The organism is Cupriavidus gilardii, from assembly GCF_008801915.1.
Classification (GTDB): domain Bacteria; phylum Pseudomonadota; class Gammaproteobacteria; order Burkholderiales; family Burkholderiaceae; genus Cupriavidus; species Cupriavidus gilardii.
In genome coordinates this window covers 43,745-70,317 of record NZ_VZOV01000005.1, presented here as the reverse complement: position 1 = coordinate 70,317, position 26,573 = coordinate 43,745, and the positions used below count along the sequence as shown (strand labels likewise).

The following is a 26,573-nucleotide window of genomic DNA, read 5'->3' as shown; positions in this document are numbered from 1 at the left end:
TAAAACACAACAGGAGACACCATGTTCAAGACCCTTGTCGCCACGATGGCGCTGGCGGTCGGCGCCGCCACGCTCGTCGGCGCCGCGCGCGCCGAAGCGCCCTACCCCAGCAAGCCGATCCGGCTGGTGGTGCCGTTCGCACCGGGCGGTTCGTCCGATATCCTGGCGCGCCTGCTCGCCGATCGCCTGAAGAGCGAACTGGGCCAGGTGGTGGTGGTCGAGAACAAGCCCGGTGCCGGCGGCAATATCGCCGGCGAGAGCGTCGCCCGCGCGGCGCCGGACGGCCACACGCTGCTGCTGGCCGCCGCCGGACCGACGGTGATCAATCCGAGCCTGTACAGCAAGATGCCGTTCGATCCGGCGCGCGATCTCGCTCCGATCACGGTGCTGGCGCGCGAGCACAACCTGATGGCGGTGAAGGCGCAGTTGCCGGTGCGCAACCTGTCCGAGTTCCTGGCCTATGCGCGCAGCCATCCGGGCAAGCTGTCGTTCGGCTCGCCGGGCAACGGCACCGTCGCGCATCTTGGCGGCGAACTGCTGAACCGCACCGCCGGGCTGAAGATGCAGCACGTGCCGTACAAGGGCAGCGGCCCGGCGGTCGCCGACCTGATGGCCGGCCATATCGACCTGATGATCGACAACATGCCGGCGCTGCTGGCCCAGGTGCAAGGCGGCAAGCTGCGGCCGATCGCGGTCGCCAGCGACAAGCGCGCCGCCGCGCTGCCCGATGTGCCGACGTTCGACGAGGCCGGCGTCAAGGGCTATCTGGTCACCGCATGGAAGGGTCTGATGGCGCCGGCCGGCACGCCCAAGCCCGTCATCACGAAGCTGCACGAGGCCTGCGCCCGCATCCTCGCCACGCCGGAAATGCGCAAGCGCGTGATCGAACTCGGCGCGGAACCGGTCGGCAACAGCCCCGAGGCGTTTGCCGCGCAGATCCGCAGCGAGACGGCCTGGTGGGCCGCGCAAGTCAAGGCGACCGGCACACGGCTCGATTGATGCCGATTGACGGCAACATCGCTGACAAGCACCGACTATGCATGACGCGGGCCGCCCTGTGACGCCAGGCAACTGGCCGCGTTGCGCGGCCAGACCGTCATCCAGCGGGGACCGCCAACCGCGCGGAGCGTTGCGCCTGCGGCCCCATCGGCCATTGCGTAATTACATGCCGCTGTAAGAACGACGCGCCCGCATCGGTGGCATCGACCGCACGCGGTGCGCGCCGCCTGACTCACAGCGTGCCGCCGCCGGACAGCCAGTACGGCTCGCGCTCGTAGTACTGGTGCAGCTGCGTACCCCACTGCGGGTCCGCCATGCGCGGCCATTGGTCCTTGTTGAAGCCGGGCGCCGATTTGATCCGATCGGCCGTGATGCCGAGGCGGAAGCATTTCTGGTCGGTATCCATGACCAGCGCATTCCACGGGATCGCGTGCAGCGTGTCGCCGATGCCCAGAAAGCCGCCGGTTTTCAGCACGGCATAGGCAATGCGGCCGCGCGGCACATCGAGCATGATTTCGCTGATCTCGCCGACATGCTCGCCGTCGGACGAATAGACATTGGTGTCCTCGAGGCTGGATGCCGCCATCACTTCCGGGCCGGGGCCTTCGCCGACGCCCGATCCTACGATGCTGGCACCGCCCTGATTCGTGCCGGGTTGCGAGGGATTCATCGCCGTCTCCTTGATGGTGGTAAGCGGAAACCGGTGTTTCGCAACGACCATGCCATCCCGCCTTGATCCGCCTGTCACGACGGGGCGCCGGCTTTCATCATTCTTTCGCAATCGCCGGCTAAGGTCCTGCCTTTCCCTTCCCCACACCCGAAAGGCAAGAGGCAGGACATGACCCGATCCCCCTACCCCCGTCGACGTTTCCTGATCCACACCGGCGCGCTCGGCCTCGGCACCAGCCTTGGCCTGACCGCCTGCGGCTCCGACGACTCGCCCGAGGCGCCGGCGGTCATCGTGCCCGACAGCGAGCGGCCCAGGCTGCCGTACGGCATCCAGATCGGCGATGTGGGCGGCGGACGCGCGGTGGTCTGGGCGCGCGCCGACCGGCCCGCGCAACTGCGCGTGGAGTACGACACCACCGACAGCTTCCGCAATCCGCGCAAGGTGCTGGGCCCGACGGTCAGCGCCGCCTCCGATTTCACCGGCCGCGTGGAACTGACCGGCCTGCCGGCCGGCGAATCGATCTTCCTGCGCGTCGCCTATGACAGCATCGACAATCCGCGCGCGACCGGCGTCGCCGTGCCGGGCCAGTTCCGCACGGTTCCGCGTACCGACGCCAACCGCCCGGTGCGCTTCGTCTGGGGCGGCGACGTCGCCGGCCAGGGCTGGGGCATCAACACCGAATTCGGCGGCATGAGGATCTTCGAAGCGATGCGCCGCCGCGAGCCGGACTTCTTCCTGCACAGCGGCGACACCATCTACGCCGACGGCCCGATCCTGGCGGAAACCACCGCGGAAAACGGCCGGATCTGGAAGAACCTGGTGACGCCCGAGGTCGCCAAGGTCGCCGAGACGCTGGACGAATACCGCGGCCGCTATCGCTACAACCTGATGGACGAGAACGTGCGGCGCTTCTCGGCCGAGGTGCCGCAGATCTGGCAATGGGACGACCACGAGGTCACCAACAACTGGTCGCCGACCAAGGATCTGAGCGCGGACGCGCGCTACACCGAGAAGAACATCGCCACGCTGGTCGCCCGCGCCACGCAGGCATTCCGCGAATATGCGCCGATGCGGATCGGCAGCACCGCGGCGGAGCAGACGCTCTATCGCAAGGTCTCGTACGGCCCGCTGCTCGACGTGTTCGTGCTGGACATGCGCACGTATCGCGGCGGCAATACGGCCAACCTGCAGACCACCGAGAACGGCGACACGGTGTTCCTCGGCAACGAGCAGATCGAGTGGCTGGTCAATGGTGTGAAGCAGTCGCAGGCCACCTGGAAGATCATCGCCGCCGACATGCCGATCGGCCTGTGGGTGCCGGACGGCAAGGACGCGGCCGGCAACGCCCGCTGGGAGGCGATCGCCAATGGCAACGACGGCGCCGCGCTGGGCCGCGAGCTGGAAACGGCGCGACTGCTGCGCGCGATCAAGGGCGTGCCCAATGTGGTCTGGCTGACGGCCGACGTGCATTATTGCGCCGCGCACTACTACGACCCGTCGAAGGCCCAGTTCACCGACTTCTCGCCGTTCTGGGAATTCGTCGCCGGGCCGCTGAACGCCGGCACCTTCGGGCCAAATCAGCTCGACGCCACCTTCGGCCCGCAACTGGTGTTCCAGAAGGCGCCGCCTGCCGGCCAGGCCAACCTGTCCCCCTACTCGGGCTTTCAGTTCTTCGGCGAGGTCAATATCGATCCGTCGACGAAGGCCCTGACGGTGGATCTGCGCGATCTGGACGGGGTCAGCGTCTTCAGCAAGACGTTGCCGGTGGCTTGAGGCTGCGGGCGCTGGCGGACCGCCGACACTGATTGTTGCCGGCGGTGTTCTCCGTCTCGCTCATGGGAAGAGAGAGGTGTTTTTTCAAGCGTTGGCCGCATAACGACCGTTGATTGCCCTCTCCCTCCCCCTCCCGCTTGCGGGAGAGGGAGAGAAGACCGACGCTTGCGATACGCGTATACGGCGGTTCGCCGCTAACGCAGCATGAACGACATCGCCGACAGGCAATTGAGCATGCGCACGGCGTCGGTCACGCTGGCCGCATCGAAGCTCAGCGTGACGCCGTCGAGCCGCTGCAGCGTGGGCCATTGGCAGAACAGGTCGGCATGCGCGGGCGTCAGCGTCCGCAATCGGCAGTTCACCGGGCCCGCGATGGTGAACGGCCGAACCGCCGCCGGCTCGGTCCGCAGCGCGCGCACCGCGGCTTGCGCCGCCGCGCCGATCGCCTCGCAGGCGGCGGCCGGCGTCATCGACTCTCCACTGCCCTGCCCCTGCGCACGTTTGGTGGCGACAAAGCGAACCCACGGCATCAGCGCCGACGTCTCCTCGACGAACACATCGTCGCCGCTCGCCATCAGCACCGGCACACCGGCCTCGCCGGCGAGCGCGGCATATAGTCCCGCTTCGCCGAGTTCGATGCCGTTGAGGCTGACGCCGGCAAACGCACCGCTGTTGATCGTATGCGCCAGGATGCCGCGCCCTTGCGCGCGACCGTGATAGCCGATCATCAGCACGCCGTCGCAGCCCTGCTCGATGCCGCTCATCATGCCGGCGTAACGCGGCTTGCCGAGCACGAGCCGCACGCGCGGGTCCAGCAGGTCCGGCAGCAGGTTGCGGAAGCCGCCGTGCGAGTCGTTGACCCAGACGGCCTCGGCCCCGGCAGCGAAGGCGCCGCGCGCCGCGGCGTCGGCCTCGCGCGTCATCCAGGCGCGCGCGCGCTCGTACTCGCCATTGCCCGGACGCGTCTGCTCGGGATGGAAGACGCCGGCGACGCCCTCGATATCGGTGGAAATCAGGATCTTCATGGGATTGGCGCGTGCCCAACGCATGGTCGGCGCACGCGGTTCAGTCGGCAGTATTCAGTTCCGGCATCAGCGCCAGCAGGCCGCGGCGGCAATGGCCATCGCGGCCGCTGACGGTCTCGGCATGCCACAGCGCATGCACGATGGCCTGCTCGACGCTGTCGGCCGCGGCATGGAACAGCGGATCCAGCGCGGTCTCGTGGACCATCGCGACGGCGGGCATCGGCGCGGCGGCGTCGTGCGGCACGGTGTAGGCGGTGCTGAAGGCCAGCGCGATATCGCCGGAGCCATGGCCGTAGACCGAGCCGGTGCGTGCCAGCCCGGCCCCCGCCCGCCGCGCCAGCCGTCCCAGCTGGCGGGAATCGAGCGGCGCATCGGTGGCGACGATCATGATGATCGAGCCCTTCTCCGGCCCGGCGTCGGCCGCCGCGAGTGCGGCAAGCCGTTGCACCAATGCCGGACCGATTCGGTTGCCGGCCACCGTCAGCATTGCAGGCGTGCCGTAGTTGGCCAGCACCAGCGCGCCCACGCGATAAGCCCCCGCAATACGCGACGCCGTGCCGATGCCGCCCTTGACGCCGAACGCCGACATGCCGCGCCCGGCCCCGACCGCGCCCTGCGCCACCTCGACGCCGGCCGCGGCGCAGGCCTGCAGATAGTGCGTTTCGCCGACGGCCATCGCCTGGATGTCGTTCAGATAGCCGTCATTGCATTCGAACACGAGCGGATTGACGGTGGGCCAGGCGCGGCCGATCTCGGCGTGCGCGGCGATCGCCTGCCGGATCTGCGCCTGCGCCACCGCGCCGACAGCAAAGGTATTGGTCAGCGCGATCGGCGTCTCCAGCACGCCCAGTTCGTCGACCTGGACCAGGCCGATGCTCTTGCCGAAGCCGTTGAGTACCGCGGCCGCGGCCGGCACCTTGTCCAGATACGGATCGCCGGCGTTCGGCAACAGCACGGTGACGCCGGTCTGCACCGCGCCGTCGGCCAGCGTGCAATGGCCGACGCGCACGCCCGGCACATCGGTGATCGCATTGCGCGCGCCGGCCGGCAGTTCGCCGATATGCGGCGGCGCGCCTGGCGCCGCGGACGATTCGTGCGGCATCGCGAAGGTCCTCCGTCAGCGGCGATCGATCTTCGGGTCCAGCGCGTCGCGCAGCCCGTCGCCGAGCAGGTTGAACGCAAGCACCGTCAGGAAGATCGCCAGGCTGGGGAAGATCGCCACATGCGGAGCGGTGACCATGTCGGCGCGGGCTTCGTTCAGCATTGCGCCCCACTCGGGCGTCGGCGGCTGCGCGCCCAGGCCGAGGAAGGACAGACTGGCCGCGGTGATGATCGAGGTACCGATCCGCATCGAGAAATAGACGACGATCGACGAGATCGTGCCCGGCAGGATATGCCGCATCAGGATGGTCCAGTCGGACGCGCCGATGCTGCGCGCGGCCTCGATATAGGTCAGGCGCTTGAGCATCAGCGTGTTGCCGCGCACCAGCCGCGCGAACGCCGGGATGCTGAAGATCGCCACCGCGACGATCACGTTGACCATGCCGTTGCCCAGGATCGCGACGATGCCGATCGCCAGCAGGATGCCCGGGAATGCGAACAGCACGTCGGAGATCCGCATCACGATCCGGTCCCACCAGCCCTCGTAGTAGCCGGCCAGCAAGCCCAGCAGCGTGCCGACGATGGCGCCGACGATCACGGAGAAAAAGCCCGCCGCCAGCGAGATCCGCGTGCCGGCCAGGATGCGGCTGAAGATGTCCCGGCCCAGCGAATCGACGCCGAACCAGTGCGCCGCCGACGGCCCGGCGTTCAGCGCGTCATAGTCGAAGTAGTTCTCGGGATCGTAGGGCACCAGCTGCGGCGACAGCACGGCGACGATCACCAGCAGGATCACGAACACGCCGGCGGCCAGCGCCAGATGCTGGCGGCGGAACTTGCGCCAGAACTCGCTCCACGGCGTGCGGACGGGCTCGGCCTGCGCCGCCGCGCCCTTCACGCCCGCCGAGGCGGCCTCGTTGGCCACGGTCAATAGCTCGGTCATGGACGGCCTCACTTGTAGCGGATGGTGGGATTGATCACCGTGTACAGCAGATCCACCACCAGATTGATCAGGATGAATTCCAGCGAGAACAGCAGCACCTCGGCCTGGATCACCGGGTAGTCCCGCATCTCGACGGCGTCGACCAGCAGCCGGCCGAGACCGGGCCAGTTGAACACCTTCTCGACGACGATCGAGCCGCCCAGCAGAAAGCCGAATTGCAGCCCCATCATCGTGACGACCGGGATCATCGCGTTGCGCAGGCAGTGCTTGGCGACCACCAGCGACTCGCGCACGCCCTTGGCGCGTGCCGTGCGCACGTAGTCTTCCTGCAGCACCTCGACGAACGAGGCCCGCGTGAAGCGCGCCATCACCGCGGCCACCGCCGCGCCAAGCGTCAGCGACGGCAGGATGTAGTGCTTCCAGCTTTCGGCCCCGATCGACGGCAGCCAGCCGAGCTGGACCGAGAAGATCTCCATCAGCAGCATGCCGAGCGCGAAGGCCGGGAACGAGATGCCCGACACCGCCAGCGTCATGCCGATGCGGTCGGGCCAGCGATTGCGCCAGACCGCGGAGCCGATGCCGATCAGCATGCCGAACACCACGGCCCACAGCATCGAGGCGACGGTCAGCCACAGCGTCGGGAAGAAGCGGTCGCCGATCTCCTCGCTGACCGGACGCTTGGTGCGCAGCGAGGTGCCGAATTCCCCTTGCAACGCATTGCCGAAGAAGGTGACGAACTGCTCGTACAGCGGCTTGTCGAGGCCCAGATCCTTGCGCACCAGTTCGACGGTCGCGGCATCGGCCTCGGGCCCGGCGGCAAGCCGCGCCGGATCGCCGGGCAGCAGATGCACGAACAGGAAGACCAGCACCGCGACGATCAGCATCGTCGGCACCACGCCCAGCACGCGCTTCAGAAAGTAATTCAACATGACGACTCCAGACCCGCGGCTTTTCGCCGGCTTCCATCCTGTCGCCCTGCGCGAAAGCGGGGGCCCAGCGGCTTCAATGCACCCCTGCATGTTGCAAGCCGCTGGGTCCCCGCCTGCGCGGGGACGACGTACACCTCGACGGAACGCTGACGACCGCGGGCGCGACGCTTACTTGATATCGATGTTCTCGAACTCGAACGAGCCGTCGGGCATCACGTAGGCGCCGCTCAGCCGCTTGCTGCGGGCATACAGCACCTGCTCGGTCACCAGGAAGGCCCACGGCGCGTCCTTCCAGATGCGCTGCTGCGCGTCCTTGTACAGCCGCGCCTTCTCGTTGCGGTCGGTGGTGCGCAGCGCGCCGGCGATATCGGCATCGACCTGCTCGTTCTTGTAGTACGCCGTGTTCAGCAGCTTCGGCGGCATCGATTCGGATGCCAGCAGCGGACGCAGCGCCCAGTCGGACTCGCCGGTCGACGACGACCAGCCGACGTAGTAGATGCGCACGCCGGCGTCTTCCGGCTTGGGCACGCTCTCGACCTTCTCGACGCGCTGGCCGGCCTCGAGCGCCTGCACCGAGGCCTTGATGCCGACCTGCTGCAGCTGCTGCTGCACGAACTGGATCACCTTCTGCGCGGTGGTGTGGTTATAGGCGGACCACAGCGTGGTTTCGAAGCCGTTCGGATAGCCGGCCTCCTTCAGCAGCGCACGCGCCTTGGCCGGATCGTACGGCCACGGACCCAGCTTCTCCGCGAAGTCGACGCCCGGCGGCACCACGCCCTCGGCCGGCACCGCATAGCCGGCGAACGCCACCTTGGCCAGCGCCTGCTTGTTGATCGCGTAGTTGATCGCCTGGCGCACCTTGGGGTCGTTGAACGGCTTGACCATCGTATTGAGCGACAGATAGCGCTGGATGATCGACGGCGCGGCGATCAGGTCGACCTTCGGGCTGGCCTTGAGCACCGCGGCCTGCTCGAACGGAATGCTGAACGCGAAGTCGGCCTCGCCGGTCTGCATGATTGCCGAGCGGCTGTTGTTGTCGACCACCGGCTTCCAGGTGATGGTGTCGATCTTCGGCAGACCGCTCTTCCAGTAGCCGGCGAACTTCTTGCCGCGCAGGTGATCGGGCTGCTTCCACTCGACGAATTCGAAGGGACCGGTGCCGACCGGATGGAAGGCGATGTCCTTGCCGTATTTCTTCAACGCGGTCGGCGAGATCATCACCGCCGACGGGTGCGCCAGCACGTTGATGAACGGCGAGAACGGCTCCTTCAGCGTGATCTTGACCGTCGTCGGGTCGACCACGTCGGTGCGCGCGACGCGGTTGAACAGTGTGTAGCGCTTGAGCTTGTTGGCCGGGTCCGTGACGCGGTCCAGGTTGGCCTTGACCGCGGTGGCGTCGAAGCTGGTGCCGTCGTGGAACTTGACGCCCTTCTTGACCTTGATCGTGTAGACCAGTCCATCCTTGCTGACGTCATAGCTGTCGGCCAGCACGTTGACGAGCTTCATGTCCTTGTCCAGGCCGAACAGGCCCTGGTAGAAGGTCTTCGATACCGCCTGCGACAGCGTGTCGTTCGAATCGTAGGGATCGAGCGTGGTGAAGGTCGAGGCCACGGCCATCACCGCATCCTTGGCGGCGAAGGCCGGTCCGGCCGCGAACGCGGCCATCAGCAGACCGCCGGCAAACAGGCGCGCCGCGCCACGTCGGGACAAACTGGCTGGGATCATTGTCGATTCTCCTTGGTAAGACTGGCAGGGTGATCGGGCTGGACCGGCTCTTGGTGGCCTTGCCGCCCGGGTTGACTCAACAGGTGCACTCAGTCGGCGCGTTCAGCCGCGCGATCAATAGGCGCCGCCGACCGCGTGCCGGGCGACGAAGTGGTCCGGCGCGACGGCGACCAGCGGCTGTACCACCGGCTCGTCGCCGATCGCGCGGATCGGGCTCGGCAGCTCCTCGATCCGCGGCTCCCGCCGCAGATGGCGGCGCGCCGGGTCGGCCACCGGCACCGCGGACATCAGCTTCTTCGTATAGGGATGCTGCGGGTTCTCGAAGATCGCGCGGCGCGGGCCGATCTCGACGATCTGGCCCAGATACATCACCGCGACCCGATGGCTGATGCGCTCGACCACCGCCATATCGTGCGAGATGAACAGGAAGGCGATGCCCATCTCGCGCTGCAGGTCCAGCATCAGATTGACGATCTGCGCCTGGATCGAGACGTCCAGCGCCGACACCGACTCGTCGGCGATCACCACCTTCGGGTTCAGCGCCAGCGCGCGCGCGATGCAGATGCGCTGGCGCTGGCCGCCCGAGAATTCGTGTGGGTAGCGCGCGGCATGGGCCGGCGACAGGCCGACCTTGTCCAGCAGCCAGGCCACGCGCTGCTCGGCCTCCTTGCCGCTGGCGACCTTGTGCACCAGCAGCGGCTCCATGATCGAATAGCCGACCGGCACACGCGGATCGAGCGAGGCGAACGGGTCCTGGAAAATGAACTGGATATTGCGGCGCAGGCTTTGCAGCGCGGGCCCGGACAGTTCGCCGATGTTCTGCCCGGCGAACTCGATGGTGCCGCTCTGGCTCTCGACCAGACGCAGCAGCGAGCGGCCCGTCGTCGATTTGCCGCAACCCGACTCGCCGACCAGTGCCAGCGTCTCGCCGGGATACAGATCGAAGCTGACGCGCTCGACCGCGTGCACGCGGCGCGTCGGCCGTCCGAACAGGCCGCCCGGCACGTCGAAGCGGGTCACCAGGTCGCGCACGCGCAGGATCGGCTGGGCCGAGGCATCGGGACGCGTCGCCGCGGCCGGCGTATCGCTGCGGCCATCGGCGCTCGCCTGCCCCTCACCGCCTTCGACACGCACCAGCGGAAACTTGGCCGGCAGGTCGGTGCCAGCCATTGCGCCGAGCTTGGGCACCGCGGACAGCAGTGCGCGCGTGTAGGGATGCGCGGGCCGCGCGAACACGGTCGGCGCGTCCCCCTCCTCGACCTTCTCGCCGCGATACATCACCAGCACGCGGTCCGCCATTTCGGCCACGACGCCCATGTCGTGGGTGATGAACAGCACGCCCATCTGCATTTCCGCCTGCAGGTTGCGGATCAGCTGCAGGATCTCGGCCTGGATGGTGACGTCCAACGCGGTGGTGGGCTCGTCGGCGATCAGCAGCGCCGGCCGGCACGACAGCGCCATCGCGATCATCACGCGCTGGCGCATGCCGCCGGACAGCTGATGCGGATAGCGGTCCAGCACGCGGCGCGCCTCGGGAATGCGCACCAGCTCCAGCATCCGCAACGCCTCGGCGCGGGCCGCCGCGCCGCTCTTGTTCTGATGCAGCCGGATCGATTCCGCGATCTGCTCGCCGACCGGGAACACCGGGTTCAGCGAGGTCATCGGCTCCTGGAAGATCATCGCGATATCGGCGCCGCGAATGCCGCGCATCGTGCCGCCATCGGCCTTGGCGAGATCGAGCACGTCGCCGCCGCGCCGGCGCAGCATCATGCTGCCGCTGGCAAGGCGTCCGCCGCCATGTTCGACCAGGCGCATCAGCGCCAGCGAGGTCACCGATTTGCCGGAACCCGACTCGCCGACCACGGCCAGCGTCTCGCCGCGGTCGATATGGAAGGACAGGCCGCGCACGGCTTCGACGGTGCGTTCGGACGTGGCAAAGCGCACCGTCAGGTCGTTGACGGAGACGACGCGCTGCTGCGGCAGCAGCAGGCTGGATGCGGTAGACACGGAAGTCGATGTGGCCATGGAGTGTTCCTCGAAACCTGCGGGCATGGGGTCAGCGGTAGATCGCCACGTGGATCGGCTCGCCGACGCGCGCATGGCCGCGGTACATGCCTTCGGTATTGAACGGCAGCGCGACATTGCCGGCCGCGTCGATCGCCACCAGCCCGCCCCGGCCCTGGATCGCCGGCAGGCTCTGCATCACCACGGCATGCGTTGCCGCTTCCAGCGAGCTGCCGGCATAGCGCATCCGCGCCGAGATGTCGTAAGCAGCCACCGCGCGGATGAACATCTCGCCGGTACCGGTGGTGGACACCGCCACCAGTTCGTCGGCATAGCAGCCGGCGCCGATCACCGGCGTATCGCCGACGCGGCCGAGCTGCTTGTTGGTGATGCCGCCGGTGGACGTGGCCGCGGCAAGCCTGCCCTGGCTGTCGAGCGCGACCGCGCCGACAGTGCCGAACTTGGTACCCGGATCGAGGGGCTCGCCGCCCGCCTCGTCGGCGCTGGCCCGTGCGGCGAGCGCGGCGGCATCGTGATCCAGCAGGGCCATGCCGTTGCCCGCGCGGGCGCGTTGCCATTGCGCGTGGCGCTCCGGCGTGTAGTAGTAGTCCGCTTCGACCAGCGGCAGGCCCTGTGCCTGCGCGAACGCCTCCGCGCCATCGGCGGCGAACAGCACATGCTCGCTGCGTTCCATCACGGCGCGCGCCGCCAGCACCGGATTGCGCAGCCGCTTGACACAGGCGACCGCGCCCGCGTCGCGCGTGGCGCCGTCCATCACCGCGGCGTCGAGCTCATAGGTGCCCGCGTTGGTCAGCACGGCGCCCTTGCCGGCATTGAACAGCGGGGAGTCCTCGAGCAGCCGCACCGCTTCGGTCACCGCATCGACGGCGCTGGCGCCATCGGCCAGCAGGCGCTGGCCGGCGCGCAAGGCCTGTTCGAGCGCGGCGATGTACTGCGCTTCCTTGTCCGCGTCCATCGCGGCGCGGGTAATGGTGCCGGCCCCGCCATGGATGGCGATCACGGGTGTGGGCTTGGAGGTCGATCGGTCTACGTTCATATTGCTTGGTCGGCCTGCGCGGCAGGCAACTCGGGAAGGCTTGGGAGCGTTATTCGGTGCCGGTGTCCGGACGCCGGCGCCGTGGCGCCTTGCCGGACCCCGGACGGGGCCGGGACTGCGTGTCGCCGGCCGCGGCGGTGCGGCCGGAGTCGCCGCGCGCGTGAGTCTGATGCAGCCAGGGCAGCACGAATTCGGTCATGTCGGCGGCGGCCTTGACCGAACCGGTGGCGCGGTGCGCGACCGCACCGCACAGCGCCTCGATCATCGCCAGCACCGCCGCGTCGGAGTTGGCCGACAACTGCCGGCCGGCGCTGACATACAGCGCGATATCGGCAAACGGCGCCAGCGGCGAGGTCGGGCCGTCGGTCAGCGCCAGAATGCGTGCGCCGTGGGCCCGGGCCCGCTCGGTCAGCGCGACGCTGTCATAGACATAGCGGGGAAAGGCGATCGGAATCACCAGGTCGCGGCTGGTCAGCTTGAACAGCTGCCGCGCCGCGGTCGACGCGCCGCCGACGCCCGCGACCGTGATTACCGTGCGGCAGTACATGTCGAGCCCATGCTGCAGCAGCCCGGCCAGATAGCCGCTCGCGCCGAAGCCGAGCACATAGACATGCTCGGCCTCGAGAATTGCCGTCACCGCGCGTTCGCACGCATCGGCATCGAGCGCGCGGCGCGTGGCCTGCAGGTTGCGCTCGTTCTCTTCCAGCGAGGCAGCGATGATCTCGGTGATCGTCGCCGGGCGCTCCAGTTCGGTGCGCAGCTTCTCCACCGGCGCCAGCGTGGCCTCGAACCCGCGCACCAGTTCGGCGCGAAATTGCGGGTACCCGTCGAAGCCCAGCGCATGCGCGAAGCGGTTTGCCGTCGCCACCGACACCTGCACCGCCTGCGCAAACTCGTCGATCCGCATCGTCGCCGCGCGGAACGGGTTGGCCAGCACGTAGTCCGCCATGCGCTGGTGCGCCGGCGTCAGCGACGGGAATACCTTCGCAATGCGCTGGGAGACGGTGGTCTCGGGCGCCGGGTCTGGCACGGAATCGGCCGGCCTGGCAGCCGGGTCCGAACGGGAAACGGTCATGGCTCTGCGGTGGACCGGACGCAAATTGGTGCATCCGGCGAACTGCTATCGATGTAAACAAATTTACACGCAATAGCTGTGCCATGAAAATAGAGTTTACGAGAGCAAGGGTTTACCCGTATCTATTCGGCGGCTTCGCTCCCTGCTGTCATTGACTGTGCTGTCCAACTCGTTTAGATTGCCTGGATCGAAGCGACTGACCGGATGAGATCGAGCGCTTCCCAGCGGCGAAAGCCGTACCCGCGCAAGGCGAGTCGAAAGTGGTGTCCGGATCTGCTGTACAGAAAGGCGCCCCAGTGGCGCCTTTTTTATTGTCGGCTTATCTTTTGGTGGCCACCGGGTGACCCAGATACACCTTTCCACACAGCAAGACAAAGCCTATGGAACCAAGGAAGACTGGCGCCCGTTCGGTCTGGTGGTAGGCACTCTCCACGATCAGATTCAGGTCCTGGGACCGCCTCCGCTCGCCCAAGGCTCGACGGACCTCAAAGAAGACATGATATGGACCTTTGGGGTCTTGGACGGTCATCGAGTACGCCCAGTTACGCCGTGACGATGTTTGCCAGACTTTTGCCTTCGGATGATTTAGCCCAAGAATCACGCTGGGAAGCTTCCGAGACAGACGATAGCGCACCGGGCAAAAGACACGTGGCCGGTGCGTGTTGCCGTCGAAGATGGGTTGTTTGAAGTCGGGCGCCGCATCCAGGCACCTTTTCGTGAAGCAATGATTCGAAAAGGTGACGCGCATGCGAAGCGTCTTCTTGGCGAGGCCGCTTTCAACTTCCAAATTGAACGGCTCCAGGTGTGCAAAATCGATGATCTCGCCCTCGACCGCTGCAGGCGGGAAGTAAGGTCGTGCCACGAGCTGGTCCTTGCAGTCGCCCCTTGAACGAGGCACAAAGCGGCGATTCTCGGACAAGCGCTACCGTATCGCTTGCCATGCGGAACGCTTCTTGCAACTTTCGAACTTCCCCGAAAAAGCAGGAGGCACCCATGCCAGCGCAACGCCGAATCCTGGTGGTCGCAACCAACGTCGACCAGTACCAAAAAGTGGGCTTTCGTACCGGCCTGTGGCTCAGCGAACTGACGCACTTCTGGGATGTGGCCGAGGAAGCCGGCCATACGCTGCAGCTGGCGTCGCCGTCGGGCGGCAAGATCCCGATCGATCCCGAGAGCCTGATGCTGTCGGAACTTGCACGAAGTGCCGGCATGCGCAGCAGTGTTTTCAAACGCTATGAGGACCGGATCTTCATGGACCTGCTGAACGACACGGCCAACGTGGCGGCGGTCGATCCGGGCGAGTTCGATGCCATCTACCTGACCGGCGGGCATGGGGTGATGTTCGACTTCCCGGGCTGCGAGCCGCTGGCGCGGCTGATCGCGGCGATGTACGAGCAGGGCCGCGTGGTGGCGGCGGTGTGCCACGGGCCGGCCGGCCTGCTGGACGTCAGGCTCGGCAATGGCGAGCTGCTTGTGCAGGGCAAGCGCGTGACCGGCTTCTCGTGGAACGAGGAGATCATGGCCAAGCGCGACTTCGCCGTGCCGTTCGGGCTCGAGCAGGAGCTGGGCAAGCGCGGCGCGCAATACAGCAAGGCGATGCTGCCGTTTGCGCCCTATGTGGTCGAGGACGGGCGCCTGATTACCGGACAGAACCCCGGCAGTGCGTATGGCGTCGCCAAGGCCGTGCTGCGCACGTTGCGGTTGTCGGAGCCGGCGGCCGAGCCGGCCTGACGTGCCGGCCTGAGCGTGCCGGCCCGAACGTGCCGGCTTGAATTGCCGAGTGACTGCCCGGGCGGCGGCCCGAACGGTCAGCCGCCCTCCCCCATCGCAGGCAACACCCGGCCCGGATTCATCAGGTTCTTCGGATCCAGCGCCCGCTTGACCTGCCACATCAGCTCGAGCTCGACCTGCGACTTGTAGCGCCGCAGATCGTCGCGCTTGACGGCGCCGATGCCGTGTTCGGCCGAAATCGAGCCGCCTTCGCCGTGGGCGAGGCCATCGACCAGATCGGATACCGGCTTGTACCACTGCGCGAGGAAGCCCTTGGCATCGGCGTCCTTCGGCCGCAGCGGATTGAAGTGGACGTTGCCGTCGCCCATATGGCCGTAGATCACCATGCGGGCATCGGGCACCAGCTCCAGCACGCGGCGCGAGGCCTCGTCGACGAAGCCCGCGATGCGCGACAGCGGCACCGACACATCGCACTTGATGCTGCCGCCGGTACGTGTCTGCGCATCGGAGATTTCCTCCCGGATGCGCCAGAAGGTCTGCGCGTCGGCGACGCTGGCGGCGATCGCGGCGTCGTGCACCAGTTGCTGTTCGTAGCCGCTTTCAAGGATTTCGAGCAGCGTCGCTTCGAGGCTGGCGGGATCCGCGCCGGAACTGAGCTCGATCAGCACCATCCAGTCGTGCCGCTGCGCCAGCGGCGAAGCGACGTTGCCCAGATAGTCGAGCACCAGGTCGAGCGCCGGGCCCGAGATCAGCTCGAACGCCGTGACGGCGCCGCCCGACAGCCGCTTGGCTTCGCCCAGCAGGCGCACGGCCGCGTCCGGCGACGCCACCGCGACGAAGGCTACCGCGCTCGCGCGCGGTTGCGGCATCAGCTTGAGCACCGCGGCGGTGATGATGCCCAGCGTTCCTTCGGCGCCGATGAACAGGTGCTTCAGGTCGTAGCCGGTGTTGTCCTTGCGCAGGCCGCGCAGCGACGAGTAGATGCGCCCGTCGGGCAGCACCGCCTCGATGCCGAGCACCAGGTCCCGCATATTGCCGTAGCGCAGCACCGCGGTGCCGCCGGCATTGGTCGACAGATTGCCCCCGATCTGGCACGAGCCTTCGGAGCCGATGCGCAGCGGAAACAGGCGTCCGGCTTCTTCCGCCGCGGCGCGTGCGGCGGCCAGCGTCACGCCGGCCTGCACGGTCAGCGTGTCGTTGATCGTGTCGATCGCCAGCACCTGGTTCATGCGGCTCAGGTTCAGCACCACGGCATCGCCGCGCGTGTCCGGCACCGCACCGCCCATCAGCGAGGTATTGCCGCCCTGCGGCACCACGGGCACGTCGTGCGAATGGCACCACGCCATCACCGCGGCGACCTGCTCGGTGCTCGACGGCAGCACCACCACGCTGGCCTTGCCGCGGCTGATGCGCCGGTAGTCGGTGACATAGCGCTCGGTATCGGCATCGGCAACGAGGCAGGCGTTGTCGCCGACGATGGCTTGCAAGGCGCGCAGCGTGGCGTCGCGGGTGGAACTATCCAGGGACATGGTGCGGAGAAACCGGAAAAAGCGTTCAGTAGGCAGCGGAGGACTGTTGTGCGGGGACGGCGCCGTTCTCGCGGAAAGACGCGGCCAGCTGGCGCGCGGCCTTGGCGAACAGCAGCACGTCGACGCCGGTGGCGACGAAGGTGCAGCCCAGCTCCAGATAGCGCCGCGCCAGTCCGGCATCGGACGTCAGCGTGCCGGCCGCCTTGCCGCTGGCGACGATCGTGCGCATCGCGTTCTCGATCGCGGCCTGCACCTCCGGGTGGCCGGGATTGCCGCGATGTCCCATCGACGCCGCCAGATCTGCCGGTCCGATAAAGACGCCGTCGATGCCGTCGACCGCGCAGATCTCCTGCAGATTCGCCAGCGCGGTCACGGTCTCTGCCTGCACCAGCAGGCACACCTCGTCGTCGGCGACATCGAGATAGTCGGTCCGGCCGCTCCAGCGCGAGGCGCGCGCCACGGCGCTGCCGACCCCGCGGATGCCTTGCGGCGGATAGCGCGTGGCGCTGACCAGCATGCGCGCCTGCTCGGCGGTATCGACCATCGGCACCAACAGCGTGGTCGCGCCGATATCGAGCAGCTGCTTGATCAGCGGGACGTCGCCCGCCACCGCGCGCACCACCGGCGCGCTCCGATAGGCGGAGACCGCCTGCAGCTGGGCCAGGATGCTGCGCACATCGTTGGGGGCGTGCTCGCCGTCGATCAGCAGCCAGTCGAAGCCGGCCGTGGCCGCGACCTCGGCCAGATACGGCTCGGCCATCGACAGCCACAGGCCGATTTGCGGCCGGCGGGCGGCCAATGCGGTCTTGAAGGGATTGGATGCGGGCATGACGGATCCTGTCAGAGCGATGCGGGTTCGATGGACCTGGGGACTGGCCTGGTGCGGCATGGTACTGTCTTGCAGGGCTGGGCTCAGTCCAGCTGGCCCTGGCACAAATACTTCAAATGCAGGTAATCGTCCAGTCCGTGGCGCGAGCCCTCGCGGCCATAGCCGGATTCCTTGACGCCGCCAAACGGCGCCGCCTCGGCCGCGATGGCGCCTTCGTTGATGCCGACGATGCCGGTCTCCAGCGCCTGCGCGACGCGCCAGATGCGGCGCACATCGTTCGAATAGAAGTAGGCCGCGAGGCCGAACGGCGTGTCGTTGGCGTGGCCGATCACCTCGTTCTCGCTGGCGAAACGGAAGATCGGCGCGACCGGACCAAAGGTCTCCTCGCAAGACAATGCCATTTGCGGCGTGGCGCCGGTCAGCACGGTGGGCGCGTAGTAATGCGGACCGTCCTCGGTACGCACGCGCTTGCCGCCCGTGACGACGCGCGCGCCCTTTGCCACCGCATCTTCGACGTGTCGGGCGATCTTGTCGACCGCGCGCGCATTGATCATCGGGCCGATCTGCGAGCCCGCCTCGCTGGCCGGCCCGACCTTCAGCGCTCCGACGCGCCGCGTCAGCCGCTCGACGAAATCGTCGTGAACGGCCTCGTGCACGTAGATGCGATTGGGACAGACGCACGTCTGGCCGCCATTGCGGAACTTCGAAGCCATCAGCCCTTCGACCGCGGCATCGAGGTCGGCGTCCTCGAACACGAGGAACGGCGCGTTGCCGCCGAGCTCCAGCGACAGCTTCTTCAGCGTCGCGGCGGACTCGCGCGCCAGGTGTTTGCCGACCGGCGTCGAGCCGGTGAAGGTGATCTTGCGCACGCGGCTGTCGGCGAGCCAGACGTCGACCACCTCGGGCGTGCGTTCCCGCGATGCGGTGACGATGTTCAGCACGCCCGGCGGCACGCCGGCGAGCTCGGCCAGGTAGACCAGCGCCAGCGCGGTCAGCGGCGTGTCCTCGGCCGGCTTGGCGACCACGGTGCAGCCTGCCGCCAATGCCGGCGCGATCTTGCGCGCGATCATCGCCAGCGGGAAGTTCCACGGCGTGATCGCCGCGACCACGCCGACCGGTTCCTTCAGCACCAGCAGCTTGCGGCCCGGCACGGCCTCGGCCACGATGTCGCCGCAGATCCGGACCGCCTCGGCCGCGAACCATTCGACATACGAGGCGCCGTACTGTACCTCGCCGCGGCTCTCGTGCATCGGCTTGCCCTGCTCCGCCGAGATGATGCGGGCCAGGTCTTCCTGGTGCTCGAGGATCAGCGCGTGCCAGCGCTGCAGCAGCTGCGCGCGTTCCTTCGCCGGGCGGCGGCTCCAGTCCGCGAAGGCCTGGTGCGCGGCATCGGCGGCGCGGCGCGCATCGTCGGCCCCGCTGTCCGCGACCTGCGTCAACGTCGCTCCGTTCGCGGGATTGGTGACATCGAGGCGGCCGCCGGCCGCCGCTGACTGCCAGTGGGCGCCGATCAGGTTCTGGCCGCGCAGCAGCGCGGCATGGGAAAGCTGCAGGGACATGATGCGATGGTGGTCCTGGAAAGGATGCGGCGGGTCAGCTGACGATGCCCATATGCCAAGGCACGAACTCGTTGTCGCCGAGGCCGAGCAGCTCGCTGCGGGTCTTCTCGCCGGAGGCGACGCGCAGGATATGTTCGAAGATGCGCTGCCCCATTTCGGCGACGGTCAGTTCGCCGTCGACGATGACGCCGCAGTTGATATCCATGTCGTCGGCGAGGCGCCGGTACATCGGCGTATTGGACGCCAGCTTGATCGTCGGCGCGGGCTTGGAGCCGAACATCGAGCCGCGGCCGGTGGTGAAGCAGATCAGGTTGGCGCCGCTGGCGATCTGGCCGGTCACCGCGACCGGGTCATAGCCGGGCGAATCCATGAAGACGAAGCCGGCCTTGTCGATCGGCTCGGCATACTGGTACACGGCCTGCAGCGGCGTGGTGCCGCCCTTCATTGCCGAGCCGAGCGATTTCTCGAAGATATTGGCAAGGCCGCCCTGCTGGTTGCCGTGGCCGACCACGCCGTTGAACTGCGCGTTGTGGCCGGCGGTATAGCGCTCCCACCAGGCCAGCCGGTCGAGCAGCTTCTGGCCGACCTCGGGCGTGACCGCGCGTCGCGTCAGCATGTATTCGACGCCGTGGATCTCGGGCGTTTCAGACAGGATCGCGGTGCCGCCGTGGCGTACCAGGATATCCATCGCGGCGCCCAATGCGGGATTGGCGGTGATGCCGGAGAACCCGTCCGAGCCGCCGCATTCGAGGCCGATCTTCAGATGACTGGCGGGAACCCGCTGACGTCTCGCGGCATTTGCGGCCGGCAGCATCGATTCGATCGCCCGGATGCCGGCGGCGATGGTCTCGCGCGTGCCGCCGGTGTCCTGCATCACCATCGTATGCAGATGGTTGCCGGGCTCCAGCTGCTGCGACTCGACCAGCGACGCGACCTGATTGCGTTCGCAGCCGAGGCCCACGATCAGCACGCCGGCCAGATTCGGATGGCGCGCATAGCCGGCCAGCGTGCGGCGCAGCAGATCGAAATGCTCGCTCGGCGACGACATGCCGCAACCGGTGCCATGAGCGAACGCCACCACGCCATCGACGTTCGGATAGGCCGCCAGCCGCTCCCGCGTGAAATGGTCGGCGATATGCCGGATCACCGTGGCCGAACAATTGACCGACGACAGGATGCCGATGAAGTTGCGCGTGCCAACGCGGCCGTCCGCGCGCACGAAGCCCTGGAAGGCCGCGCGTTCGGCCTCGGGCACATAGTCGATCGGCCGCACATCGCTGCAGAAGGCGGGATCGCGATAGAAGTCGACCAGCTTCAGGTTGTGCGAATGCACGTGCTCCCCCGGCGCGATATCGCGATCGGCCACGCCGATCACGGTGTCGTACTTGCGCACCGGCTCGCCCTTCGTGATCGCGCACGCGGCGATCTTGTGGCCGGCCGGCACCTGGGCCCGCGCCCGCACGCCAAGCTCGGGCAGCGGCTGTCCCAGCGCCAGGTCCTGGCGGGCGATCAGCACGTTGTCGTTGGCGTGCAGGCGGATGACGGCATTGACGTTCACGTCGAACAATTCCTGTGGTTGGCGAGGGCGATGGCGGTCTGCACTGGGAATCTGCGCTGCAGATCAGCTCTGCTGCAGCATTTCCTTCAGCTTCAGGCGCTGGATCAGCTGGGTTTCCTGCTCGTAGACCGCCGCCACGTACTTCTTGTAGTCGGGCCCGTCCAGATACATGACGGGCGCGTCGATGCGCGCGGCGACCTGTCTGAATTCCTTGCTGGCCACCGCGGCCCGGAAGGCGTCGCGCAGCTGCTTCTCGATCGCCGGGTCCAGCCCCTTCGGTGCGCCGATGCCGTTGGGCGCTTCCACCACGACGTCGTAGCCGAGCTCGCGCAGCGTCGGCGTGTCCTTGAAGCGCGGCGTCCGCTGCTCGCCCCAGGTCGCCAGCAGGCGCAGCTTGCCGGATTCGACATGCGGCGCCCACGAGCTGGAATCGGCCAGCAGGTCGACCTGACCGCCGAGCACGTCCTGCAGCGCCGCCGAGCCGCCCTTGTAGGCGATCGCGTTGAAGCGCACGCCGGCGGCCAGCGCGAACTGCTCCATGCCGACATGGGTTGCACCGCCGATGCCGGCGTGGGCATAGGTCAGCTTGCCCGGATTGGCCTTGGCCGCGGCGACGACATCCTGCAGCGTCTTGTAGGACGAGCCGGCCGGTACCGCGATGCCGAAGGTCTGGCCCGAGGTACGTGCCAGATAGGTCAGCTCCGTGCGCGGGTCGATCTCCAGCATGCCGAGCTGCGAGAAGCGCGTGACCGAGATCGGGATCTGGCCGATCGTGTAGCCATCGGGCTTGGCCCGCGCCAGTGCGCGGGTGCCGATCATGCCCGAGGCGCCGGCGCGGTTTTCGACCACGATCGACTGCTTCAGGATGCCGGAGGCGACCTGGCACAGCGCACGCATCGACTGGTCGGCGGTGCCGCCGACCGGCCACGGGCAGATGAAGGTGATCGGGCGATCGGGATAGGTTGCGGCGCTGGCGCTCCGGGCCAGCAGCATGCCGGCGGTACCGGTGGCCGCCGCAGCGGCGGCCGTGGCAACACCGGCGCTGGCGCCGAGGATCAGGCGGCGGCGCGCGGGATTGGTGGGGGAACCGTGGTTCATTGTCGTCCTCGCACTGTGTTATCGGTGGTGGCCGGCGTGCATCGAGGCAACGCCATGGGCGGCATTGTGTCCGGTCATGACATAACGATCCAATCCAATATCGTCATTGCTTGATAACCTTCCCGTTAAGTAGGCCGCGAGGTAGACTGCGCGCCATGCCCCATATCGACCGCGCGCTGCGCTCCAATATCAAGCTACGCCATCTGCAGTTGCTGGTGGCGCTCGACGAGTTCCGCCATCTCGGCAAGACCGCCGAATTCCTGTCGATCAGCCAACCCGCGGTGTCCAAGACGCTGACCGAGGTCGAGAAGATGCTCGGCCTGGTACTGTTCTCCCGCTCGACCCGCGGCACCGAACCGACCGCGGCCGGCGAAGCGCTGATCCGCTTCTCGCGCCGCGTGCTGGCGCAATACGATCGCACGCGCGAGGAGATCGAGGCTGTCGACACGGGCGCGGCCGGCCGCGTGCGCGTCGGCGCAATGGGCGCCGCGCTGCCGGTGCTGCTGGCACGCGCCACCGCCCGGCTGAAGGCGCGCTCCGCGCAGGCCACCGTGCTGATCGAGGAAGGCGATCTGACGCACCTGCTGCCGAAGCTGCGCCTTTCCGAGCTCGACCTGATCGTGGGCCGTCTCGAGCCGGGCTATGCGGCGCCTGACCTTGCGACCGAGGCGCTATACAACGAACCAATGGTGGCCGTGGTCCGGCCTGGACATCCCCTCGCCGGCAATCCCAGGGCCGGCTGGGCGGACCTGGCGAAGCTGCCGTGCGTGATGCCGCCACCGTGGGCCTCGCTGCGCGTCAAGCTGGAGCAGGCGTTCCTCGCGCAGGGCCTGGAGCCGCCATCGGACCGGATCGAGACCTCATCCTATCTCGCGGTCTCGACCTTCGTTACGCAGCGCGACGCGGTCGGCTTCCTGGCACGCTCGGTGGCAAGGCAATTCGCCAGCGAAGGCAGGCTCGACATCGTGAAGATCGCCGTGCCGATCGAATTGCCGCCGGTCGGCATCATCACGCTGCGGGCATCGGGCGAGGCCGGTCTGGGCGCGAGCGCGGCGCATTTGGTCGATTGCCTCCGGTTGGCGGCAGCGGAGATGGAAACGGTCGGGAAGCCGGCACGGCGGACCGCAAAGACCAGAAAAACCAGAACGCGGGCGCCCTGAGTGGTGCGTTCATTGCCACGCCGCGCTATCCGGATCCCAGCGCCCGGGAGAGCGGATCTTGGGACGATGCGATCCTTCATAGCATCGCCTTGATGTAGGGCCCCATACGCTCGGCCACCCGATTCAGAGCCGCATATTTCATCAGCTCGCCGGCCGTGGTCTTCCGTTGCTCCAACGCATTGCGTAGCGCTTCGATGGCAACATCTTCACCGACTTGGCGCCGATGCTTGAAGCAGTCGGCAATCGTCTTGGCGACTCCGTATATCGGCACGGCCACGCCCTCTATCCGGACATGTTCGACCCCTGCGGTCAGAACCTCTCCGGTCGCTCGAACGAGCTCGAGTTTGATGCCCTCGCTCTTCGGCGCCCTGGCCTTGTGAGGGATGGTCATCCAAACGGCGTGGGGCAGCTGGGTAGTCAGCCCGTGGTAACGGAGGGCGCTGACAAGGCTGATCACGCCGTTCGGCACCAAACGGGCGGCTTCCGCCAGATTGTGAGCGGCACTCTCCCCCACATACCGTGCGTCCTGGTAAAGGCCGCGACCCAGACGGACGAGCTCGCCAGAGTCGGTCAGGCGCTTCAGGTATACGAGCGGGATGCCCGCGGCCTTGAAGTCACGCGCCCGCGCGATGCCGCGATCTCGGGCAACGCACAGCGCGCGTTCGCGATGGGTCAGATGGCGAGTTGCCATGTTGTTATCAAATGTCGGCAAAAATGGCATAAATGCCGACATATGGTAACGGCTTTGCGGTGGTAGTGACATGGTTTTCCTTCGAGTGACAGCGTTGGGCCGGGACAGGCCTCACGTCAGTGGACAACGAAGGTTTCTGTGTATCGCGAGTCACCGCAAAGAGTCAGGTCAGCGGGGAGCGCAGTAGCGAATTGCGAAAGACCACGGTGGATACCGATAGGGGTAGAAGTACGCCCCGTCATCAAGGCTTCCAGGACCGAGCGGCGCCGACGACGCGCTCCGCTGACGATAGAAAAGGCTGACTATCGGCTCCCGCCGAGGATCACTTGCCCTTGGCAAGCGCCTCGATGGCGCGGGCCGCGGCCAGATGCTGGGGCACCGACAGCCCCTGCGCCGCGTTGGCCGGCGAGATCTGCGCGCCTTGCGCGCTGCCACGCGCGGTGAAGTCAGCGCCGGGCGCATAGACGTTGCGCGCGATCGCGCCGACCTCGGCTTCGGACAGATCGGCGGCCACCAGCAACTGCGCGGCGACGGCCACGGTTGCCACGCCGTCGGTCTGGTTTGCATAGGTGCCGGCGGGCACCGTATATCGCAAATAACCACGGCCGGAATCGGCCAGCGCGGCGGCGGCCTTCTCGCCGAGCGGAAGCAGGCGCAGCGGAATCGCGGCCAGCGCGTCACGAATGCTTTCCGATGGCACGCCGATGATCTGGATCACGGCGTCGACCTCGCCCTGCCGCAGCGCCACCAGCGAGGCGTTGATGCCCAGCTCGTGTCCCGCAAAATCCGCCGGCTTCAGGCCGTGCGCGGCCAGGACTCGCAGGGCCGTGCGCTGCGACGCGCCGCCCTTCTCGCCAATGGCGACACGCTTGCCGCGCAGGTCCGCCACCGTCTTGACGGCCGCATCGGCGCGAACGAGAACATGGACGGCCTCCGGATACAGGCTGCCGATCGCGCGCAGCGACGTGAACGGTCCATCGGCGGCGAAGTCGCCGTCGCCGCGGTAGGCGTCGAGCGCCGCGTCGGCCTGTGCCAACGCCAGCGAGGCCTTGCCCTGGCGCAGCATGCGCAGGTTCTCGTCGCCGCCCTTCGTGACCAGCGGCACTACCCTGGCGCCGGGATTGGCCGCCAGCGCCTGGGCAAAACGCAGGTACTGCCCGCCCTCCGCGCCCGCCGCCAGCGGATAGCCCTGGTTGGCGCGGGCAAGCCGCGCGCGGATGCTGGCATGCGCAGCGGCAAGTTCCTGCGCGATCATCGCGTGCTGTTCGGGCGAGGACTCGGCCGGCACGGATTCGACGATGCGGCGGACCGCTTCGAGCATCGCCGCCGCGCCCTGCGGGGCGCTGCCCGCATACGCGGGCGCCGTGACGGGGCGATAGCCGCCCGACACCACCGGCATCCATCGGCCACCCTCTTCGCGGTACACCGCGGCGCCGTGCGCACGAATGATGTCGCCCGCCTTGTTGCCGCCCAGCGCGATGCCCTGCACGCCCTTCGGCGCCGCACCGAGCGCCGAGATCAGGCCGGCCACGCCGGGCGCATCCCATGCACCGAAGTCGAAGTCGCGCGTCAGCTTCAGCTCCGCGTCGAAGTAGACGACGCGCCGGGCTTCGCCGGGCGGTCCGCGCCGATCGGTTTGCGAGCCTTGCCGCCGCAGTTCCGCCAGCTCGACCGTTCCCGGGGGCAGCGCCTGCGCCAGCCGCGCGGCGACGTCCTTGCGCAGCGCGCCGGCGTCCGGGCCGCGTTCGCATCCCGCCAGCAGCGACGCGACGATCAGGACAAACAGCGCGGACAACAGGCGGCGCACGATCAGCCTCCCATCAGCGGCATCGCCAGCATCAGCGTCAGCACGAAGGCATTCATGATGTCGACGAAGAAGGCGCCGGCCAGCGGCGCCACCACGAAACTCTTCGGTGCCGGCCCATGTTTCGCGGTGATGGCCTGCATATTGGCCATCGCGGTAGCGGTCGAGCCCATATTGAAGCCGATGAAGGCGGCCGACAGCACCGCGGCCTCGTAGTCGCGCCCCATGAAGCGGAAGCAGACCAGCACGACGTAGAGGACGATGAACACCACCTGCATCGCGATGATCGCGATGAAGGGCCCCGCCGACAGCGCGACGTCGACCAGGTCGAGCGCCATCATCGTCATCACCAGGAACAGCGACAGGCTGACATTGGAGATCAGCTCCGCCGGCCGGTCGTCGAAGCGGACGCCGGCCAGCGGCAACAGGTTCCGGATCGCAATGCCGGTCAGCATGCACCACAGGAAGCCGGGGATCGTGATGGCCTGGCCCGAGAACAACGAGGCAAGCCAGCGTCCGACCACTACCGCCACCAGGATGCCGCCCAGCGCGCCGACCGCGGCCACCGTCGTGATCGGAAACCCGTGGGCTTCGGCCTCGACGCTCGCCTCGTCCTCGCCCTGCGAACGCAGCCGATATCGCGAGATCAGGTACTGCGCGACCGGCCCCGCGATGATGCCGCCGACGATCAGGCCGATCGTCGCCACCGTCATCGACAGCTCCATCACCGACTGCAGGTTGTTGATCTCGGCGAAGCGTTCGGCATAGGCCGCGCCGGTGCCGTGTCCGCCGACCAGCGTGATCGAACCGCCGACGAGCCCGAAGATCGGATGCAGGTCCATGGCCTTGGCCATGCCGACGCCGACGATGTTCTGTACGGCGATATAGGGAAACAGCACGATCAGGAAGATGACCAGCGCCTTGCCGCCCTGCTTGAGCGCGCGCAGGTCTGCGCCCATGCCGACGCCGGCGAAGAACATCAGCAGCAGCACGGGCTTGATGGCGGCGTCGATGACGACGCGAAACTCGAACAGCGCGGCCGCGATCGCCGCGGCGGCGGCAAACAGGACACCGCCGGTAATCGGATCGGGAATGTTGTAGCGCGACAGAAAGCCGACGCGGCGATTGATCAGCGTACCGAGCAGCAGGACCAGCACGGCGACCAGCACCGAGGCGACCGGATCGAGGCGAATCTGCATCGGATTCCCATCCTTGCCCGCCGGTACCGGCGGAAAAGTGACGCGTATGGATCTATGCCAGCATAGACGCGACAAATGCGAACCGCAATGCGCAAAAAAAATGCCGGACGCGATCGA

The 26,573-nt window shown here is 67.6% G+C and carries 22 protein-coding genes; 4 read left to right on the top strand and 18 right to left on the bottom strand.

Annotated features, from left to right (window positions below; genetic code table 11):
- Positions 1 to 21: 21 nt before the first annotated feature.
- Positions 22 to 999: a Bug family tripartite tricarboxylate transporter substrate binding protein gene (locus F7Q96_RS08905; protein ID WP_053823766.1), complete on the top strand. Its 978-nt coding sequence runs from the start codon at positions 22 to 24 to the stop codon at positions 997 to 999.
- 232 nt (positions 1,000 to 1,231) lie between these two features.
- On the opposite strand, the gene F7Q96_RS08900 is transcribed toward F7Q96_RS08905, so the two are convergent.
- Entirely contained in the window at positions 1,232 to 1,669 is a 438-nt protein-coding gene (locus tag F7Q96_RS08900; RefSeq protein ID WP_053824595.1) for a PRC-barrel domain-containing protein, read from the bottom strand.
- Positions 1,670 to 1,837: 168 nt separating this feature from the next.
- Here F7Q96_RS08900 and F7Q96_RS08895 point away from each other — a divergent pair, with 168 nt between their 5' ends.
- On the top strand, positions 1,838 to 3,442 hold the full coding sequence (locus F7Q96_RS08895; RefSeq protein ID WP_053823765.1) for an alkaline phosphatase D family protein: 1,605 nt from the start codon (positions 1,838 to 1,840) through the stop codon (positions 3,440 to 3,442).
- Positions 3,443 to 3,636: 194 nt separating this feature from the next.
- Here F7Q96_RS08895 and F7Q96_RS08890 read toward each other — a convergent pair whose 3' ends face one another.
- The 9 genes from F7Q96_RS08890 to F7Q96_RS08850 all read right to left on the bottom strand — a co-directional run bounded on the left by F7Q96_RS08890 (position 3,637) and on the right by F7Q96_RS08850 (position 14,160).
- Positions 3,637 to 4,467: a M55 family metallopeptidase gene (locus tag F7Q96_RS08890; protein WP_053823764.1), complete on the bottom strand. Its 831-nt coding sequence runs from the start codon at positions 4,465 to 4,467 to the stop codon at positions 3,637 to 3,639.
- A gap of 40 nt (positions 4,468 to 4,507) precedes the next feature.
- A complete protein-coding gene (locus F7Q96_RS08885; protein ID WP_053823763.1) occupies positions 4,508 to 5,569 on the bottom strand; it encodes a DmpA family aminopeptidase in 1,062 nt (353 codons plus the stop codon).
- Positions 5,570 to 5,584: 15 nt separating this feature from the next.
- Positions 5,585 to 6,508, bottom strand: coding sequence for a glutathione ABC transporter permease GsiD (gene gsiD, locus F7Q96_RS08880; protein ID WP_053823762.1), 924 nt, complete (start codon positions 6,506 to 6,508; stop codon positions 5,585 to 5,587).
- 8 nt (positions 6,509 to 6,516) lie between these two features.
- Entirely contained in the window at positions 6,517 to 7,437 is a 921-nt protein-coding gene (gene gsiC, locus F7Q96_RS08875; protein WP_053823761.1) for a glutathione ABC transporter permease GsiC, read from the bottom strand.
- A 168-nt stretch (positions 7,438 to 7,605) separates the two neighbouring features.
- Positions 7,606 to 9,162, bottom strand: coding sequence for a glutathione ABC transporter substrate-binding protein GsiB (gsiB, locus tag F7Q96_RS08870; RefSeq protein WP_053823760.1), 1,557 nt, complete (start codon positions 9,160 to 9,162; stop codon positions 7,606 to 7,608).
- Positions 9,163 to 9,276: 114 nt separating this feature from the next.
- Complete coding sequence (locus F7Q96_RS08865) at positions 9,277 to 11,187, bottom strand: dipeptide ABC transporter ATP-binding protein (RefSeq protein ID WP_053824594.1); 1,911 nt, start codon at positions 11,185 to 11,187, stop codon at positions 9,277 to 9,279.
- Between the two features lie 31 nt (positions 11,188 to 11,218).
- On the bottom strand, positions 11,219 to 12,223 hold the full coding sequence (locus F7Q96_RS08860) for an isoaspartyl peptidase/L-asparaginase family protein (RefSeq protein WP_053823759.1): 1,005 nt from the start codon (positions 12,221 to 12,223) through the stop codon (positions 11,219 to 11,221).
- A 49-nt stretch (positions 12,224 to 12,272) separates the two neighbouring features.
- Positions 12,273 to 13,298: a MurR/RpiR family transcriptional regulator gene (locus tag F7Q96_RS08855; RefSeq protein WP_082371722.1), complete on the bottom strand. Its 1,026-nt coding sequence runs from the start codon at positions 13,296 to 13,298 to the stop codon at positions 12,273 to 12,275.
- Between the two features lie 319 nt (positions 13,299 to 13,617).
- Positions 13,618 to 14,160, bottom strand: a complete 543-nt coding sequence (locus tag F7Q96_RS08850; protein WP_082371864.1) for a hypothetical protein — start codon at positions 14,158 to 14,160, stop codon at positions 13,618 to 13,620.
- A gap of 131 nt (positions 14,161 to 14,291) precedes the next feature.
- Between F7Q96_RS08850 and F7Q96_RS08845 the strand changes: the two genes are divergently transcribed.
- Complete coding sequence (locus F7Q96_RS08845; RefSeq protein WP_053823758.1) at positions 14,292 to 15,029, top strand: type 1 glutamine amidotransferase domain-containing protein; 738 nt, start codon at positions 14,292 to 14,294, stop codon at positions 15,027 to 15,029.
- A 77-nt stretch (positions 15,030 to 15,106) separates the two neighbouring features.
- Here the strand turns inward: F7Q96_RS08845 and F7Q96_RS08840 are convergent, their stop codons facing one another.
- From F7Q96_RS08840 to F7Q96_RS08820, 5 genes are all read right to left on the bottom strand, one after another.
- A complete protein-coding gene (locus tag F7Q96_RS08840; RefSeq protein ID WP_053823757.1) occupies positions 15,107 to 16,558 on the bottom strand; it encodes an FAD-binding oxidoreductase in 1,452 nt (483 codons plus the stop codon).
- A 25-nt stretch (positions 16,559 to 16,583) separates the two neighbouring features.
- Positions 16,584 to 17,387: a 4-hydroxy-2-oxoheptanedioate aldolase gene (hpaI, locus tag F7Q96_RS08835; protein ID WP_053823756.1), complete on the bottom strand. Its 804-nt coding sequence runs from the start codon at positions 17,385 to 17,387 to the stop codon at positions 16,584 to 16,586.
- Positions 17,388 to 17,470: 83 nt separating this feature from the next.
- On the bottom strand, positions 17,471 to 18,946 hold the full coding sequence (locus F7Q96_RS08830) for an NAD-dependent succinate-semialdehyde dehydrogenase (protein ID WP_053823755.1): 1,476 nt from the start codon (positions 18,944 to 18,946) through the stop codon (positions 17,471 to 17,473).
- A gap of 34 nt (positions 18,947 to 18,980) precedes the next feature.
- Positions 18,981 to 20,504, bottom strand: coding sequence for a UxaA family hydrolase (locus F7Q96_RS08825; protein ID WP_053824592.1), 1,524 nt, complete (start codon positions 20,502 to 20,504; stop codon positions 18,981 to 18,983).
- A gap of 63 nt (positions 20,505 to 20,567) precedes the next feature.
- A complete protein-coding gene (locus F7Q96_RS08820) occupies positions 20,568 to 21,602 on the bottom strand; it encodes a tripartite tricarboxylate transporter substrate binding protein (RefSeq protein WP_053823754.1) in 1,035 nt (344 codons plus the stop codon).
- Positions 21,603 to 21,757: 155 nt separating this feature from the next.
- On the opposite strand from F7Q96_RS08820, the gene F7Q96_RS08815 reads away from it, so the two are divergent.
- A complete protein-coding gene (locus tag F7Q96_RS08815; RefSeq protein WP_053823753.1) occupies positions 21,758 to 22,762 on the top strand; it encodes a LysR substrate-binding domain-containing protein in 1,005 nt (334 codons plus the stop codon).
- A gap of 76 nt (positions 22,763 to 22,838) precedes the next feature.
- Here F7Q96_RS08815 and F7Q96_RS08810 read toward each other — a convergent pair whose 3' ends face one another.
- From F7Q96_RS08810 to gltS, 3 genes are all read right to left on the bottom strand, one after another.
- Positions 22,839 to 23,525: a type IV toxin-antitoxin system AbiEi family antitoxin domain-containing protein gene (locus tag F7Q96_RS08810; protein WP_211923504.1), complete on the bottom strand. Its 687-nt coding sequence runs from the start codon at positions 23,523 to 23,525 to the stop codon at positions 22,839 to 22,841.
- Between the two features lie 250 nt (positions 23,526 to 23,775).
- The gene (locus tag F7Q96_RS08805; RefSeq protein WP_053823751.1) at positions 23,776 to 25,260 is read right to left on the bottom strand and encodes a TAXI family TRAP transporter solute-binding subunit; all 1,485 of its coding nucleotides are present in this window, start codon (positions 25,258 to 25,260) and stop codon (positions 23,776 to 23,778) included.
- 2 nt (positions 25,261 to 25,262) lie between these two features.
- Entirely contained in the window at positions 25,263 to 26,456 is a 1,194-nt protein-coding gene (gltS, locus tag F7Q96_RS08800; RefSeq protein WP_144425939.1) for a sodium/glutamate symporter, read from the bottom strand.
- Between the last annotated feature and the right edge of the window lie 117 nt (positions 26,457 to 26,573).

Coding starts and splice junctions, on each gene's coding strand:
- gltS (WP_144425939.1), bottom strand. CDS start 26,456: ATGCAGATTCGCCTCGATCCGGTCGCCTCGGTGCTGGTCGCCGTGCTG.
- F7Q96_RS08900 (WP_053824595.1), bottom strand. CDS start 1,669: ATGAATCCCTCGCAACCCGGCACGAATCAGGGCGGTGCCAGCATCGTA.
- F7Q96_RS08820 (WP_053823754.1), bottom strand. CDS start 21,602: ATGAACCACGGTTCCCCCACCAATCCCGCGCGCCGCCGCCTGATCCTC.
- F7Q96_RS08855 (WP_082371722.1), bottom strand. CDS start 13,298: ATGACCGTTTCCCGTTCGGACCCGGCTGCCAGGCCGGCCGATTCCGTG.
- F7Q96_RS08895 (WP_053823765.1), top strand. CDS start 1,838: ATGACCCGATCCCCCTACCCCCGTCGACGTTTCCTGATCCACACCGGC.
- F7Q96_RS08810 (WP_211923504.1), bottom strand. CDS start 23,525: ATGTCACTACCACCGCAAAGCCGTTACCATATGTCGGCATTTATGCCA.
- F7Q96_RS08885 (WP_053823763.1), bottom strand. CDS start 5,569: ATGCCGCACGAATCGTCCGCGGCGCCAGGCGCGCCGCCGCATATCGGC.
- F7Q96_RS08865 (WP_053824594.1), bottom strand. CDS start 11,187: ATGGCCACATCGACTTCCGTGTCTACCGCATCCAGCCTGCTGCTGCCG.
- gsiB (WP_053823760.1), bottom strand. CDS start 9,162: ATGATCCCAGCCAGTTTGTCCCGACGTGGCGCGGCGCGCCTGTTTGCC.
- F7Q96_RS08860 (WP_053823759.1), bottom strand. CDS start 12,223: ATGAACGTAGACCGATCGACCTCCAAGCCCACACCCGTGATCGCCATC.
- F7Q96_RS08840 (WP_053823757.1), bottom strand. CDS start 16,558: ATGTCCCTGGATAGTTCCACCCGCGACGCCACGCTGCGCGCCTTGCAA.
- F7Q96_RS08845 (WP_053823758.1), top strand. CDS start 14,292: ATGCCAGCGCAACGCCGAATCCTGGTGGTCGCAACCAACGTCGACCAG.
- hpaI (WP_053823756.1), bottom strand. CDS start 17,387: ATGCCCGCATCCAATCCCTTCAAGACCGCATTGGCCGCCCGCCGGCCG.
- F7Q96_RS08890 (WP_053823764.1), bottom strand. CDS start 4,467: ATGAAGATCCTGATTTCCACCGATATCGAGGGCGTCGCCGGCGTCTTC.
- gsiD (WP_053823762.1), bottom strand. CDS start 6,508: ATGACCGAGCTATTGACCGTGGCCAACGAGGCCGCCTCGGCGGGCGTG.
- F7Q96_RS08815 (WP_053823753.1), top strand. CDS start 21,758: ATGCCCCATATCGACCGCGCGCTGCGCTCCAATATCAAGCTACGCCAT.
- F7Q96_RS08830 (WP_053823755.1), bottom strand. CDS start 18,946: ATGTCCCTGCAGCTTTCCCATGCCGCGCTGCTGCGCGGCCAGAACCTG.
- gsiC (WP_053823761.1), bottom strand. CDS start 7,437: ATGTTGAATTACTTTCTGAAGCGCGTGCTGGGCGTGGTGCCGACGATG.
- F7Q96_RS08905 (WP_053823766.1), top strand. CDS start 22: ATGTTCAAGACCCTTGTCGCCACGATGGCGCTGGCGGTCGGCGCCGCC.